General features: G+C 62.1%; 10 protein-coding genes and 2 tRNA genes. 9 read left to right on the top strand and 3 right to left on the bottom strand.

Going from position 1 to position 16271, the window contains the following annotated elements:
* The first annotated feature begins 32 nt into the window (after positions 1 to 32).
* The 9 genes from IT527_RS09680 to IT527_RS09640 all read left to right on the top strand — a co-directional run bounded on the left by IT527_RS09680 (position 33) and on the right by IT527_RS09640 (position 14983).
* On the top strand, positions 33 to 7526 hold the full coding sequence (locus IT527_RS09680; RefSeq protein ID WP_363278188.1) for a calcium-binding protein: 7494 nt from the start codon (positions 33 to 35) through the stop codon (positions 7524 to 7526).
* Positions 7527 to 7542: 16 nt separating this feature from the next.
* Positions 7543 to 8799 (top strand): nucleotide disphospho-sugar-binding domain-containing protein, encoded by a 1257-nt coding sequence (locus IT527_RS09675; protein ID WP_292968435.1) that lies wholly within the window; start codon positions 7543 to 7545, stop codon positions 8797 to 8799.
* Positions 8796 to 10154: an HlyD family type I secretion periplasmic adaptor subunit gene (locus IT527_RS09670; protein WP_292968433.1), complete on the top strand. Its 1359-nt coding sequence runs from the start codon at positions 8796 to 8798 to the stop codon at positions 10152 to 10154. The genes IT527_RS09675 and IT527_RS09670 overlap by 4 nt, the downstream gene beginning before the upstream one ends.
* Positions 10151 to 11521 carry a hypothetical protein gene (locus IT527_RS09665; protein ID WP_292968430.1) on the top strand — a complete coding sequence of 457 codons (1371 nt, stop codon included), beginning with the start codon at positions 10151 to 10153 and terminating at the stop codon, positions 11519 to 11521. Before IT527_RS09670 ends, IT527_RS09665 begins: the two co-directional genes overlap by 4 nt.
* A complete protein-coding gene (locus IT527_RS09660; protein WP_292968428.1) occupies positions 11518 to 12627 on the top strand; it encodes a hypothetical protein in 1110 nt (369 codons plus the stop codon). The genes IT527_RS09665 and IT527_RS09660 overlap by 4 nt, the downstream gene beginning before the upstream one ends.
* Positions 12628 to 12696: 69 nt before the next feature.
* On the top strand, positions 12697 to 12849 hold the full coding sequence (locus tag IT527_RS09655) for a hypothetical protein (RefSeq protein WP_292968425.1): 153 nt from the start codon (positions 12697 to 12699) through the stop codon (positions 12847 to 12849).
* Positions 12850 to 12888: 39 nt separating this feature from the next.
* The gene (locus tag IT527_RS09650) at positions 12889 to 13719 is read left to right on the top strand and encodes a hypothetical protein (RefSeq protein ID WP_292968423.1); all 831 of its coding nucleotides are present in this window, start codon (positions 12889 to 12891) and stop codon (positions 13717 to 13719) included.
* Positions 13716 to 14681: a hypothetical protein gene (locus IT527_RS09645; RefSeq protein WP_292968421.1), complete on the top strand. Its 966-nt coding sequence runs from the start codon at positions 13716 to 13718 to the stop codon at positions 14679 to 14681. Before IT527_RS09650 ends, IT527_RS09645 begins: the two co-directional genes overlap by 4 nt.
* Positions 14682 to 14752: 71 nt before the next feature.
* Complete coding sequence (locus IT527_RS09640; protein ID WP_363278186.1) at positions 14753 to 14983, top strand: DUF2188 domain-containing protein; 231 nt, start codon at positions 14753 to 14755, stop codon at positions 14981 to 14983.
* A 294-nt stretch (positions 14984 to 15277) separates the two neighbouring features.
* On the opposite strand, the gene IT527_RS09635 is transcribed toward IT527_RS09640, so the two are convergent.
* From IT527_RS09635 to IT527_RS09625, 3 genes are all read right to left on the bottom strand, one after another.
* A tRNA-Phe gene (locus IT527_RS09635) sits at positions 15278 to 15353 on the bottom strand.
* 65 nt (positions 15354 to 15418) lie between these two features.
* Positions 15419 to 15495: transfer RNA gene (locus IT527_RS09630), tRNA-Arg, on the bottom strand.
* A gap of 220 nt (positions 15496 to 15715) precedes the next feature.
* A complete protein-coding gene (locus tag IT527_RS09625) occupies positions 15716 to 16267 on the bottom strand; it encodes a response regulator transcription factor (RefSeq protein ID WP_292968416.1) in 552 nt (183 codons plus the stop codon).
* Between the last annotated feature and the right edge of the window lie 4 nt (positions 16268 to 16271).

Genomic DNA, 16271 nt, shown 5'->3' with positions numbered 1-16271 from the left:
AGGTGCGCCGACTCACTGCGGGCGACGATAACATCGGGCTCACCGACAAAGCCGACATCGTGCTGGCAGACGAAGGCAACGACCGTCTCTATGGCTACGCCGGCGCCGACCGCCTGTTCGGCCAGGGCGGCGATGACCACATTTACGGCAACGCGGGTGACGATCTAATCTCCGGTGGTGCGGGCAATGATGTGCTGGTGGGCGAATCCGGCGCCGACACCTACGTCTTCGGGCGGGGATACGGCCACGACACCATCAGCGACTACGCCGAAAATGGCGTACAGCGCGACACCGTGCGCCTCTTGGGCCTGACACCGGCGGACATGCAGGTCACCGCCGATTACAACGACAACCTCGTCTTCAGCATCGTCGACACCGGCGAGATGCTGTCCGTGCCGCGCGGCGGTTACTGGTGGGGGCTGAACGGTGTCGGCCAGTATGTGTTCGACGACGGTACAGTATGGAGCCACGACGACGCCCTACGCGCCACCGTGGCCGCCACCACCGAGAACGACGACGTGATCCACGGCTCTTCCGCAGGGGATGCGATCGCTGGCCAGGCGGGCAACGACACGCTGATTGGCAACGGCGGCGATGACGTAATCGATGGCGGTGCGGGCAATGATCTGCTGATCGGCTCCACCAGCTGGAACTGGATTTACGAGAATGGCAGCTATCGGGTCGAGCGCAACACCACGCCGCAAGTCTCTGCCAACGGCAACGACACCTACCTCTTTGGTCGTGGAGACAGCCAGGATACGGTGATCGACAGCGACTACATCGCCGGTAACAGCGATACCTTGCGCTTCAAAGAAGGCGTGGCACCGGCGGACGTGAAGTTCATTCGCAGCGGCAATGATCTGGTGCTGGCCATTCGCGGCAGCAGCGACCAGGTGACGCTCAAGCAGTATTTCGATGAAACATGGAATGGCGCAAATGGCCCCTATCTGATCGAGCGCATTGCCTTCGCTGACGGCACGGTGCTGTCCTATGCCAACGTGCAAGCCATTCTCTTTGCCGGTAGCGAAGAGGCGGAAACCATCATTGGCTCCCGGGCGGCGGATGTGCTGACTGGCCAGGGTGGCGATGACGTGCTGCTCGGCGGCGCTGGACGTGACATCCTGGATGGCGGTGCAGGCAACGACGTGTTGCGCGGCGGAGGTGTTATCAGCTGGGGCAACCAAGTGTACGACGGGAACGGCGAAGGCGACACCTATCACTTCGGTCGTAGTGACGGGAACGACACGATCATTGAGGACTCCTGGCAGCAAGGTGAGACCGACCGCATCGAATTCAAGGCGGGCGTGCTGCCCTCCGATGTGCGGCTGGAGCGGGTGCGCACGGTCAACGGCTGGCAGGTCAATGATGATCTGCGCATCACGATCCGCGACACGGGCGAGACCCTGACGGTCAAGAACCATTTCAATGAAAGCAATCGCAACGCGGTCGAGGAAATCGCCTTTGCCGATGGCACGCTGTGGGATGCGGAGGCGATCAAGTCCCGCAGCCTGCTCGGTGAAGCCGGAAATGACGTACTGCGTGGCTTCAATGGCCGAGATGACGTGTTAGTGGGCGGTGCTGGCAACGATACGCTGGAAGGCGGCTCGGGCTCCGACACCTACCGCTTTGGCTTGGGCGACGGCCAGGACGTGATCAACGAGGGCTACACCGCTGGCGAAGATGCCGTGGAACTATCCTCTGGCGTGATGCCTGCCGATGTCACCGTACGCTGGACGCTGCAGGGCGACATGGCTGTCACCCTGCCGGACGGCAGCAAACTCACCGTGCGCGGGCAGGCCGATACCTGGCCAACCGAGCGGGGTATCGAACAACTGCGCTTTGCCGACGGCACGGTATGGGATCGCTCCGATCTGCAAGCGCGGGCACTGGCGGCGACCGATGGCGACGACGCCATCGTCGGCGGCTACGGCGACGACACGCTCAACGGCGGCGCGGGCAACGACCGCTTCCAGAACCTGGGCGGCTATGACATCTACCGCTTTGGCACTGGCGATGGTCAGGACGTGATCGAAGCAACCTATGGCCGCGTGCTGTTCAAACCTGGCATCGGCCAAAACGACGTGAGCTTTACCCGCGACGGCAACGACCTGATCGCCACCGTTACGGCTTCAGGCGACGCGGTGCGTATCAAGGACTGGCTGAACAGTTGGCAGCGCATCGACCGCTTCGACTTCGACAACGGCGCACGTTTGAACGCGAGCGATGTGCTCGCCAAGCTCAATGTCAGCGAAGGTGCAGAAATCCTCTACGGTTCGCCGGGCGAGGACGCACTCGTCGGCACCGAGAAGGACAGCACCCTCTATGGTCGCGAAGGCAACGACGTGCTCGAAGGCGGCGCGGGCAGCGACCAGCTCTATGGCGAAGCGGGTGATGACACGCTGGACGGCGGTGCCGACCGCGACTGGCTCTATGGCGGCGAAGGCAATAACAGCTACCGCGTTGCCACGGGCATGGGGCTGGACAACGCCCTGGGCGCAAGCCTGGCGGTGGCTAACGACACGGTGGTGTTTGCACCGGGTATCCGTCCGGAAGATGTATCGGTGCAGTTGGGCGATTCGAGCTGGAGCGGCCAGGCGGGCGATGTTGGCTACACCAACCTAGTCATCGGCATCGGCGGCAATGATGCGCTGGTCGTTCGTAGCGAGAACTGGGATGACCTGGGTCGCAACGCGCTCCAGCATTTCCGTTTTGACGACGGCACTGAATGGACACTGGCCGATGTGATTGCCCGTGCCGATGGCGGCAAGATGGGCTGGCAGCAACGCTATTGGGGTGATTCAACCAATCTCGTCGGAAGCCAGGCCGACGATGACATTTACGACTACACCGGCCAGTCGGTCACCGTGCAGGCGCGCGGCAACAACGACAACGTCCATCTTGAAGCGGGCAATGACCGGGTGTCTGCTGGCAGCGGCGACGACAGTGTTTACTCTGGCGCGGGTGAGGATCTGGTTGCCGGAGAAGCGGGTAACGACAACCTCAACACCGGCGCAGGTGACGATGTGGTCGTTTTCAACCACGGCGGCGGCAAGGACACGCTGCGCACTGGCGAAGGCATGGACACCCTGTCCTTCGGCGCTACGGTGACGCCAGCGATGCTTTCCGTAGCATTGGATCGCGATGGACGGGTGGTATTGCTGCTGGACGCGGGCGCAGGCGGTTCCATCACGCTCGACGATACACGCATCAACGATCTGCCGGGCGATCTGGAGCGCATCCAGTTCATCGACGCGGACGGCAAGACGCGTGTATTCGACCTTGCGGGCTGGCTGCAGGCCCATGCGGGCGCTTTGCTGTCGGCAACGACCGATGCGCCGCTGGCTTTCGACGGCACGGGCTTCGAGCTGACCGGCGCGGTGGCTCCGGCGGGTGATCTGGAGGCTGTGGCCTACGCGCAGTCCGGCGATCTGTTCGCTTCTGCCAATCTTGCCAACAACACCCCGACCGACGGCGATGACGTGCTTTACGGCACGCTCAATGGCGACACACTGAACGCGGGTGCGGGCAATGACATTGCACTGGGGCTGGCTGGCAACGACGCCATCCTCGGCGGTGACGGCAACGACCTGATCCACGGCGGCGATGGTGATGACGTGCTGGAGGGCAATGCCGGAAACGACGTGATCTACGGCGGCTGGGGCTCAGATCAACTCACCGGCGGCACCGGCAATGACCAACTCTTCGGTGAATGGGGCGGCGACACCTACGTGTATCAGCCCGGCCACGGCGAAGTGATTATCGACGACGATCACCGCGTACTCAACTGGGGCTATGGTGGTGGCGAAGGCGGTTACGGTGGCACTATCGTCGACGACGCGCCCAACATCCTCACCTTCGGCCCCGGCATACGTCCGCAAGACCTGCGCTACTCGGAGCAGAACGGCGATTTGGTGATCGAGTTCGCCACCCAGCCCGGCGACCGGGTGATCCTGAGGGGCTATGAGCCGAATCGAGCCACGCAGACCCACTCGGTGGACATCATCCGCTTTGCCGACGGCACAGAGATCGTGGCCGAGAACATCGAACCCACGGGCAAGACCGAGACGGCGGGCGATGAAGGCGGCTGGCTCGACGGTACGCCGTTTGCCGACACCCTGATCGGCGGCGACGGCGATGACACACTCAACGGCCAGGGCGGCGCAGATCGCCTGGTCGGCGGCGCGGGTTCTGACACCTACCGCATCTACAAGGAATGGGGCAGGCGCCCCGCCGAGACGCTCATCGCCGAAACCTGGCGCGAGCAGGATTTCAACCGAATCGAACTCGAAGGCGAATTCAATGCCGACGATCTTCACCTGGAGTTTGATGGACGCGACCTGCTGCTGCGCTTGAATGATGAGGGCGATGTAGTCCGCTTCGCAGGCTTCGACCCGCGCGCAGAAGGCATGCAGACCCCGGTTTCGGAAATCAACCTGTCTTGGTATGGCGTGACGTTATCGTTCGAAGATTTGTTGGCGCGTGGCGTGCGCATCATCGGCACGCCCAACGACGACGTGCTGACCGGCACGGCGCTGGCCGACTGGATCGAGGGCCGCGAGGCGGACGACACCATGAGCGGCGGCGCGGGCGGTGATCTCTACCTCATCGACGCCGATGCAGGCAGCGACACTCTCATCGACAGCGATAACGGTGATGCACCCAACACGCTGGTACTGCCCGAGGGTACGACCCTCGATGATGTGCGCCTGTCTTATGACGCTGAAGGCTTCCTGATCCTTGACCTCGACAACACCGGCAACCGCGTGCGTCTCTCGGGCTTCGATCCGCAGAACCCGCTGGGGCCTCGTGCCGTGGAGCGTTTCCGCTTTGGCCTGGAAGGCGATGAAATCGGCTACGAGGAACTGCTCACACGCGGTTTCGATATCGTCGGTACGGAAGAAAGTAACTCCCTCAAGGGAACCACCCTCACGGATCGTGTCTGGGGCGGCGACGGCAACGACCTGATCGAAGCGACACCGGGTGGCGACTGGCTGGCTGGCGAAGGTGGCAACGACACCTACGTCGTGAAACTGGGCGACGGCGTCGTCACCATCGATGATGTGGCTGAGGAAGATGCCGGCAATGTGCTGCGCTTCGGTCCTGGCATCGACTCGAACGAGTTGCGCAACAACCTGCGCTTCGAGACTGACGGCAACGGCGGCCATGTGCTGCTCATCTCCTACGGCGACGATGGCGACATGGTGCGTCTGACCGGCTTCGATCCGCAGAACGTGCTGGGTAGCCACGCCATCGAACGTTTCGAGTTCGCCGACGGCACGGCGGTGGATTACGCCACCCTGGTGTCCTGGACTTTCGTGGTCGAGGGCGACAGCGGTGGCAATGCACTCACTGGCACCAACGTCGGTGACCGACTCTACGGCTACGACGGCGAGGACGTCATGGAATCGGGCGACGGTGAAGATGTGCTCACTGGCGGATTGGGCAACGATGTCTTGCGTGGCGGTGCTCAGCGTGACGCCTACGTGGTCAACCTGGGCGATGGCGAAGACGTGATTGAGGATGACCTCGACGCGGGCATCGGCAACGTGCTCACCTTCGGTGAAGGCATTGTCCGCGACGACGTGCAGCTGGAAGTCGACAGCGACGACTTGCTCATCCATTACGGCGCCAATGGCGATGTAGTGCGGGTGAGCAACTACGCCCCGGCTGGCGCGGACGGCGGCACGGTAATCGACACCTTCGAGTTTGCCGATGGCACTGCCGTCACGTTGCGCGAGTTCACGAACCGCGCACCGGAAGTCGCCAATTCCATCGACGATCAGGTGGTGCTCGAAGATGCAGCCTTCAGTCTGGTGCTACCCGACGACCTCTTCATTGACGCCGATGGCGACGACATCCTGACTCGGGTTACTGTCTCTGGTTACACGACGCTGCCAGACTGGCTGCAGTACGACACCGCCACGCGCACCCTGTTCGGCACACCGGACAACGACGACGTAGGCGAGTTCGACGTCATCGTGCAAGGCATGGACACACTGGGCGCATCGAGCCTGCACAGCTTCCACGTCACGGTGCAAAACACCAATGACGCACCCGAAGTTGGCACACTCCTGTCAGACCTGCGTGCCCTCGAAGACAGCGCCTTCAGCTTCACGCTACCCACAGACAGTTTCCGTGACGTCGACGTGGGCGATGCGCTCACCTACTCGGCCACTTTGTCCGACGGCAGCGCGCTGCCCACATGGCTCGCCTTCGACACGGCCACCGGCACCTTCAGCGGCACCCCGGCCTCGGCAGGCAACTATGCCCTGCGGGTCACCGCCACCGATCTGGCGGGTGCTGCGGCCAGCCAGAGCTTCACCCTGGCGGTCGAATCGGGCGGCGGCAACCAGGCACCGGTCACCACGCCGGATACGGCCAATCTGATCGAGGATCGCAAGCTCTTCACCTGGGGCAATGTGCTGGCCAACGACCGCGATCCGGAAGGTGAACGCCTCTCAGTAGCCAACCCCGGTATCCGGCGCGGCGAATACGGTGTGCTGACCCTGTTGTCCAACGGCACCTACGCCTATGTGCTCGACGATTGCTCGTCCAAGGTGCAGGGCTTGAGCGCGGGCGAGACGGTCACGGAAACCTTCAACTACCTGGCCAGCGACGGCACACAGCGCAGCAGCGGTGCATTGACGGTAACCGTACAGGGCACCAACGACACGCCGGATCTGGTGCGCTGCCTCTCCGATGTTCAACTGGCCAAGAGCAAGGCATTCTCGTGGCAGATGCCCGCAGACAGCTTCCGTGACGCCGACCGCAACGACACGCTGAGCTACACGGCCACTTTGTCCAACGGCAAGCCACTGCCGAGCTGGCTCAAGTTCGACGCTGCGATGCAGATCTTCAGCGGCACCGCCCCGGCCAATGCCAAGAGCAGCATCGATGTGCGTGTCACCGCCAGCGATGGCCATGGCGAGTGCTCGACCGCCTCGGATGACTTTAGGGTGAGCTTTGGCAGCAAGACGGTGGTACCGACCGCTAGTCACGGCAACGAAGGTGTGGGCAACGGCGCGGATGCGCCGCCCCCCGGACACAGTGGCGACATCAACGACGGTGCGGGCACCTCGCCGGGACACCCGGATCGCAAACACGGCGGCGACCGTGATGATGACCCCTTGGGGCGTTTCCTGGACGGCTTCAAGCGCGACGACAAGTCCGACCAGCCGCACCATTCTGCCTTGCCTGCGCTGGATCGCCGCTGGTTCGAGCAATGGGGCGAGCAACAACAGGCATCCGAGCAGGCGGGTCAAGGCCAGGGCAACCACGATGTGGAGCGCCACTGGGCCGAATTGACCCATGCTCTGAACCGGCTCGATGCAGAACGCCAGAGCGCGCCTGCGTGGAGCCACGCCAACCAGGGGGCCGATCTCTCCGGATTGGCTGGCTGGATGCAGGGCGGTGCCCACGGCGCACGCGGCGGCGTCGATGCCATGTCGCTGGCCGCCTGCGATACGGGCACCCAGCTCAAGGGCTTTAGCGGCATCAAAGAAGGGGTGGGCAAGCTGTCATGGTAAGCCGTCACCCCTGCCGATGGCGCGCGTCCTGATCGTGTGGGCACTGGGTGAGGCCTTCGGGCACCTCGCCCAGTGCCTGCGGTTGGCCGAAGGGCTCGTGGCGCGTGGGCACGAGGCGACACTGGCGCTCAAGGACGTTCGGCTACCGGTCGGACAGCGGCTTGCGCCCGGCATCACCGTGTTGCCCGCGCCGCTGACCCCGCAGGCGGGTACAGGCAGCCGCCCACCGGTGAACTATGCCGACGTACTACACGTCAGCGGGTTTGCGGATGCGCGGGATGTGGCTGCTCGGCTGAACGCCTGGCAGGGGGTGTTTTCGTTGGTACGCCCGGATGTGCTGGTCGCCGACCATGCGCCGACGGCCTTGCTGGCGGCACGGCTCGCCGAAATCCCGTATCTGTCCATCGGCAATGGCTTTGCAATTCCACCCTCCGTGTCCCCCTGGCCCTCGATTCGGCCTTGGGATGCGGTAGCCGATCAGGCGCTCACCACGGCTGAGACCAGGCTTGACCATGTACTGGACTCTGCGCAGAAGGCGTTGGGCCACACCAAGACGGTGCGTGTGCGCGACTTGTTTGGCGCGCACGACATCCTGGACACCTTTGGCGAGCTTGACCACTACGGAGCGCGTCCGGATGGGCGCTATGTCGGGCCCATCGTCTCGGTGCCCCAAGCCTTGCGTGTTGGCTGGCAAAGCAAGGAAAGCTCACGCGTGCTGGCCTACCTGCGACCCGCCGTACCGGGCTTCGAATCGATCATGCAGGCGCTCGCCCGGCTGGATGCCGAGGTGCTGTGCATCGCGCCCGGCATGAAGCCCGAGATGGCGAAGCGTTGCGCCACGCGGTGTTTGCGCATTGCGCTGGCACCGGTCGATCTGCCCTCGCTGCTGCCTGATGCACAGTTGGCCGTCAGCTATGGCAACAGCGGCTTCACGACTCAGGCCTTGCTGGCTGGTGTGCCCTTGGCGATGCGGCCCCGGCATGTCGAGCAGGCGCTTTTTGCCCATCGGGTGGAGGCTCTGGGGGCAGGCAAATTGCTCGGTGGCCGGATCGATGCGGCCAGCGTCACCGCGTCACTGCAGGAACTGCTCGGCAACCCCGCGTATCGGCAGGCTGCCCGTTCGTTCCGGAGTCGCCACGCCGATTACTCGCCCAGCCAGACCATCGAACAAAGCCTGTTCCTCATCGAACGCACGTTTCTCGATGGCTGGAACACTGACAGCACCTGGAAGACCCAAGAACCCCAAGAGAGCCCCCCGGCATGCCTTCATTGAAGTCCCTCATCCAACACGCCCACAGCGATCATCAGGATTTCCATCCGCCGCTGATTCGTTTGCAGCACAGCGCGCCGCACCCGCAGGGGCGGCGGGTGCTGTGGGCCATCCTAGCACTGGTCGCCTTTCTCATCGTTTGGGCGCTGCTGGGACGGTTGGATATCGTGGCGATGGCCGACGGCAAGCTGGTACCGGCCAGCTACCTCAAGATCGTGCAGCCCTCGGAAGCGGGTATCGTCAAGGAAATCCTGGTGCGCGAGGGCGAAACCGTGCGCGCCGGACAGACCCTGATGCGCATGGATGCGCTGATCACCAACACCGATCTGGACGCCATCACCACCGAATACGTCCGCAAACGCCTTCAGCTGGCCCGCATCGACGCCGAGCTTGGCGGCATACCCTTTCAGCCGGACATTCAGGCTCCCTCAGCACTTCTGCGAGAAACCGCCGCTCAGTACCAGGCCAACCGCGATGCTCTGGCAGCAGCGCTCGCCGAGGAACACAGCCGTTTGGTCAAGGCGCAACAGGAACTGGCCGCAGCTCGCCAGCAGAAGACACGCCTGGAAGCCGTGTTGCCCCACTACCGCGAGCAGGACAAGGCATACGAGAAACTGGTCAAGGAGGGCTTCGCCGGTGGCTTGATGGGTTCGGACAAACGCCGCGAGCGCATCGAGAAGGAGCAGGAGCTGGCCACACAAGGCCACCTGATCGCCTCTGCCCAGGCCAGCATCGACCAGTCGCAGAAGAAGTTGAAGCAGATCAAGGCCGATTATCTGCGGCAGTTGCACGCCGAGCGCAATGAGGCCCAAGCGCAGCTCGACAAACTGTCCAGGGAACAGGAGAAGCAGCAACACCGGCGCGAACTCCTGGAATTGAAAGCTCCGCAGGACGGCGTGATCAAGGATCTAGCCACGCACACCTCCGGCACCGTGGTGCAATCTGGTACCGTGCTGGCCAGCCTCGTGCCCCAAGAAGAAAAGCTCAAGGCCGAGGTCTGGGTGTCGAACGAGGACATCGGCTTCGTGCGACCGGGTCAGCCGGTCAAGCTCAAGTTTGCCGCCTACACCTTCCAGAAATACGGCATGGGACAAGGCACCGTCGAACACGTGAGCGCCGATGCCCAGAGCGAAGAAGAAGCCCGCGACAAGGGCCTGCAAGGCGCCGGGCAACGTCCGCTGCGCTACAAGGCGCTGGTGACGCTCGATGCCAGCGCGCTGGAAACGGATGGTGTGAAATACCCGCTGTCGGTTGGCATGCAGACCACGGCGGAAATCCTGCTGGGCGACCGCACGGTGGCGGAATATCTGCTGTCGCCCGTGAAAAAGGCCTGGCACGAGGCTGGCCGGGAGCGATGAATGATGTCCCACGGCAGTCGACGCTGACCGGCGCGCTGCCCAGCCAGGTGCCGAGCGTCCACTGGCCAGCGGTGGTCGGTGCGCGCGATGCCGCCGTGCTGGCCTTGCTGTTCCAGATGGAAAGCACACAGTGGTTGTCGGCTGGGGCCTTGCGCAAGCAACAGAATCGACAACTGGGTGTGCTGCTCGACCATGCGCGTCGCCACTGCGCCTTCTATCGCGAGCGGCTTCCCAACGGTCTGGCCAATTGGCACGACATTCCGCTGCTGACCCGCACAGATCTGCAAACGCACGCCGATGCCATACGGGCTGCCACCTATCCGCGCGCCCACGGCAAGACATTCGACATTGCGACAGGCGGGTCGACGGCTGAACCCGTGACGGTGCGGCGCACGGCGCTCACCCAGCTCTTCTGGCAAGCGGCCACGCTGCGCGACCATCTCTGGCATCGGCGTGATCTCTCTGCCACGATGGCCATCATCCGCCAGTTTCCGCAGCCGGTGGATTCCACCAAGCCCGAGCGATGGGGCGGCATCTTACGCAGCGGCCCGGCCTGGCACTTGCCGATTTCGACCGATGTGCAAGTCCAGTCACGCTGGTTGCAGGGCGTCAATCCCGACATCCTGCTCACCTATCCGGCCAACCTGGATGCTTTGCTGACGCACATGCGCCATGAGGCCGTCACCCTGCCGCGCCTGCGCGAGGTGCGCACCATCAGCGGCGCGGTCACCCCGGCACTGCGCGAACAGTGCCAGCAAGTCTTGGGCATGCCACTGACCGATCTCTACAGCGCCCAAGAGATCGGCGTTATCGCCCTGCAATGTCCGGACAGCGGCCTGTTGCACGTGCAATCCGAACATTTACTGGTCGAGATGCTCAATAAGATGGGGCAACCCTGCCGGGAAGGCGAAATCGGCCAAGTGGTGGTGACCGATCTGCACAACTTCGCCATGCCGTTGATTCGCTATGCGCTACATGACTGGGCCGAGGTCGGCCCCGCCTGTTCCTGCGGCCGGGGGTTGCCTACCCTGCGCCGGGTCATGGGACGCACCCGCAACATGGCCATGAACCCCGAGGGCAAGCTGTTCTGGCCGGTATTAGACACCAAGCGAATGCTGAACGCCATCCCGCAAATACGCCAGTACCAGTTCGAGCAGACCGCTGCGGACGCCATCACGGCACGATTGGTGTGCGCACCCGCGCCAAGCTCCGAACAACTGCAGAAATTGCAGGCAACACTGGATCAGATGTTGGGCCATGCCTACCGCTGGGCTTGGGAGCTTCGTGAGATCCCCTTGCCCTTGTTGGCCAGCGGCAAGTTCGAGGAATTCACTTCCTCGATCCCAGACAGTGGGGAAAAAGCATGACGAACAAGAAACATCAGCGGCTGGCCGACCGGCTGCGCACCGCTTTGCAAAGACTCGACGATGGTGCGATTCTGCGCTGCTTCGATCTGACCTTGTGGTTCGGCTCGCGCTATGCCTCGGCCTACGAATTGCAGGGGCCCATCTACCTCGTGCTCGACAACAGCCTGATCCAGGCCTTCAAGCATCGGCAGACGAACACCAAACGGGCCGTCGATGCGCTCGCCTTCAAGATCTTCTGCGCCTTCGTGCGCGACTGGAGCGACCGCGAAAGCCATCTGGCGCTCTCACCGATGGCCATCTTTGAACATACCGGGCGGCGCCCGCCCGCGTCGGTCGTCGAGATCGAACATGCCCTCGCGGAGTTGCAGCAGTTGTTGGGTTCCACCGGGTTGCGTATCGCATCACTGGGCTTCGAGACGCCTGCCCACCTATTCGAATGCCTGCAGGCCATCGTTGCCGACGAGGTCTTCTTGACGCAATTTGTCGACGAGATTGACACGGCAAACTGGCGCATTGATCTGCGCGCACCGATGGGCGTCAAAATCCCCATGAGCGAAGCCTGGCGAGCATTACCAGAGAAATTACCCCTGCACTACTTTGATCCGTGGTACGTGCGCTTCGTGCTCTCGGCGCGCATCGAGCAGCACATCATCGAACAATGCCAGGGCCACGGCCCGGCACCCATCGGCAGCGGCAAGCTCTCGGAGACCCTGGCCGATCTCAATACCTTTGGCCGCAACGGCCTGCTCAAGGGCCTGGGCGACATCGATCTGCTACAGATCTGCGATATCAGTCGACAGTACCAGCATAAACTTGGCTACGTTCTGGCAGGCCAGACCCTGGATCGGGATCTGGCAGAAACCTTGAACCAGCGGCACGCCTATCACGTTCATGCCGGAGTCGAAGGGGGTGATCCGCAACGAGAGGAGCGCATCAAGGAAATGGTTGGGCTGATGTTCAGCAAGCCGTTTGCGGGCGAGGAAGCGCGGGGTCGGCGAATTCGGGAACAGTTGGCCGAATTTGCAGGGCAGCTTGCACAGAGTTGCAAGCAAGCCAGTGCGTCGAACGCGAAGACAGCCTCCACAGGCGAACCTCAAGGGCACTGAGTTTCGCCAACGGGTAGCGTATCGAGCGCAAGGCCATCCTGCATCAAGCGCTCGATGGCGAGCGCGTACATGCGATCAAACGCGGGCCGCCGGGACGCGATCGTGGCCGATGGTGCTGCGCTGGCGGGTTTGGCGCTGTGTGCAAGCGACATCCACCGTTCCTTCTGGCTCTACGTCCACCACCCGGCGCTGTTCGAACGCGCCTATGACTTCAGCTTTTAGGAGCAGCATGGGCAGCAGACGCAGCAATACGATCTTGGCTTGAAGCGCCAACCAAACGGCTCGGATGCCAATCTGACCGCGTTGCGTCACGCCATCTCGGCCTTCTACAAGCGCGAACCGCAATGCGGAGACGGCAGCGTGGCGCACTTAGTCGAGCGCAGCCCGGAGGTGTTCCTGCTGTCAGTCCATGTCAAGGGCATGGCGACGCTGTGCCTGGAGTTCGAGGGCGCGACCCTGAAGCGCCGGGTCGGCAACCCCAACATTCGCATGGTGCTGGAGTACGCCAAGTCCACCGGTGTGGTGCGCACGCTGGTGCGCGGCGGCGCAAAGTACCAACAGATGTTGGTCGAGGCCTTCGCGGAGCATGTGCTGGGCGTGAAAGCAAGCGCTCACAAGATCAAGTCGCCGACTCCGGATCTGTCGATGCTGCGCACCGGGTTCGATGTGCCGGAGGTCTTTGAGGACGGTTTTTCGATGGTGCAGTTGAAGGCACTCACCCTGCTCAGCCCCGACACGGCGTTGAAGATCGAATGCACGGCGATGCAATCCAGCCAGCAACGCTCGGTGCACGATCTGCTGAAGGAGAAGCTGCCTGGCCCGCTGGAGGGTAAGTGGGCGGTGACAGCGGCACAGGTCAATCTCTATTACCCGCCCGAACCGGGCAGGACTCGCCCCAAGGTGGTCACCATCGAAGTGACCAGCAAAGGACGGCTGAACCTGCACAAGTTCGACGCCAAGATGCAGGCGCAGCTGGAAGGCTACCTGGTTGCGGTGGCATCTTGCAGAAGGGCCAGACCCTCAGTGCCCAAGAGTTGCCGCCGGAGACCGACCCAGTCAGTTCCTCATCCACCTTCGAGGACTGACCAATGACTACGCATGATGCCTGGGCCCTGGTTTGCCGCCTGTTCGCAGGCGGCACGCCGGTGCTGCGGGCCACGTTCTCGCCACACGAGGTATCAGCTTTATCTGTGCTCGGCAAAGCCGTCAGGCCAACAGTGGTGGATCAGTCTTTTGTACTCTGCCCCCACTGTCAGCAGCATCGGGCACAGGTCTGGGGCGATGGACGGGGCGGTCGGATCTGCCGGTGCCCGGAGTGTGGCCAGGTGCCTGTCGAGGCAAGCGACGGTGCGGCGTTGGCCCTGGACGAAGAGTGGCTGCGGCAGAAAATGCGCCTCGCGCTCGACATCGAGAGCCGCGACGACATCGATGACTTGGGCGACGGTGCTTGGCGGCTCGGTAATGCCCGCCGCTCTCCGGTCGTGCTGGCCCGAGATCTGACGAGAGTGCTGCATGAGCCGACCTTGCTGGATCGTATTCGGGTAGCGGGAAGCAACATCCGGGTCATCACTCCCAGGCCGCGCACGACGCGTGGATCGCCCTTCGGCTCCAGCGTGGAATGGCTGGCACTGGAGGAACGTTTCACGTTCTATGGCGGCGCAATCACCTTCATCCCCTCGGTGCCGTTTGCAGTGCCAGCAGTGGCCGATCCGGCCGCGCCAGTGAACGGGCCGTTCTCGGCCGACTTCAAGTGGGCAACGCTGCAGGATGTGCAGTCCACACCAATCCGATTCACCCAAGGTCAGGCCAAGGTGTTCGAAGCGCTCTGGTCGTTCAAGGGGGCCGAGGTGGACGGCGAAAGGATCATGCAGCGCGCTGGCCAGAAGAGCGACAAGCCGATTGACCTGTTCAAGATCAAGTCGAAGGACAAGGGCAAGCCGGAGCACGAGGCTCGACTGGCTGCCTACGGGGCACTCGTCGTCACACAGCAACGCGCTGGACTATATGCGATGCCGTGTTCGGCAACTGGAAAGGGGGCGAACGTCATGACATGAATTCAGCACCGAAGCGCCTGGCTCGCGCCGACTTCAAGAGCCTGACTTTTTCATTTTTAGGAGAGATTGAAATGAGCGGAAAGAACCAATGGGTCGTACCCATCAACGGCGGTGATCAGTGGGGTGTGCGGGGAGAAGGCAACGACCGTCTCACCTCCATCCATGACACGCAGCAACAGGCGATTGACCGTGCGCGGGACATCGCCATCAACCAGCAGAGCGAGATGCTCATCCAAGGGCGGAACGGCCAGATCCGTGAGCGCAACAGCTACGATGACGATCCGTTCCCGCCCAAGGGTTGACGTGGAGGCTGGCCTCGCGGGTTTGCCGTTCTGCTTTGCTCGTGCAAACCCGCGAGCCAACCATTCCCGTCGGCGCACGCATAAGTGATTGACGAAAAACGCCGTCCGCGTGTGCCACGGCGAAGAAGTTAGCGCCGATTTCGAGAGAAGAGAGGGCGGAACGGAGGGCAACCGGGGATGTTCCTGCCAGGCCATAGGACCTCGGTCGCACACGCAGAATGTGCGGGAACCCCGCGTGTCATGCGGGAAGCACAAATGAAAACGCCCAACTGAGAACAGTTGGGCGCTGAATTTTGGTGGCCAAGGGCGGAATCGAACCACCGACACAAGGATTTTCAGTCCTCTGCTCTACCGACTGAGCTACTTGGCCTCGAGATAACTGGAATTACTTTTTATAAATATCGCCGGCTACGTGGGCAGCAATACCTTTTTTATTGGCGCGCCCGGCAGGATTCGAACCCACGACCCCTTGGTTCGTAGCCAAGTACTCTATCCAACTGAGCTACGGGCGCATTTTTTACGCGAGAGATCGTTTGTCTCCCTGCTCTTTATTTTGCAACTCTTTACGGCTTCCGGCACACCCGGAAAGCTGTGCATGATGTTACATTCAGGTGTTTTTGTCAAGAATCCGGCGGCTTCCAGCCGCTTTCTCTGCGACAGCAAAATGGCCGTAAACCACCTGGCTACAGTCGCAACCCATTCTGTCTTTTGTAAAACTGCCGGCTGTAACCACTACAGCTGTACCGGTTTCTTTGAAAGTTTGCGCTGCAATGTCCTGCGATGCATATTCAGAGCCTTGGCTGTAACGGAGATGTTGTTATCGTTTTCCATGAGGATACGGTGAATGTATTCCCATTCCAGTCGTTCTACTGATAGAGGGTACGGGCTGATCGGTGTTTCTATATCTCCACTGGTTCGCTCGAATGCGGCCATAATGTCGTCTGCATCTACCGGCTTGGCCAGGTAATGAGTGGCCCCCAGTTTGATAGCTTCAACCGCCGTCGCGATACTGGCGTATCCGGTCAATACAATGATACGGGTACCAGGATCCAGTTCCCTGATTTTCTCGACCAGCAGCAGACCGGATTCATTCCCCAGCTTGAGATCAATGATGGCATATTCCGGTACCAGTAATTCCGCCTGTTCGATCGCCGTTTTGATATTGTGCGTGCAGGTGGTGTCAAACCCGCGCTTTACCATCGCCCTTGCCAGTACACCACAGAAAACCTCATCATCATCAACGATCAGCAGACTGGGACGATCGATGGAATCATTCATAAGCATTCTC

Source organism: Nitrosomonas sp. (assembly GCF_020852615.1).
Classification (GTDB): domain Bacteria; phylum Pseudomonadota; class Gammaproteobacteria; order Burkholderiales; family Nitrosomonadaceae; genus Nitrosomonas.
The sequence above is the reverse complement of the archived record's forward strand: the minus strand, read 5'-3'. Positions and strand labels throughout refer to the sequence as shown.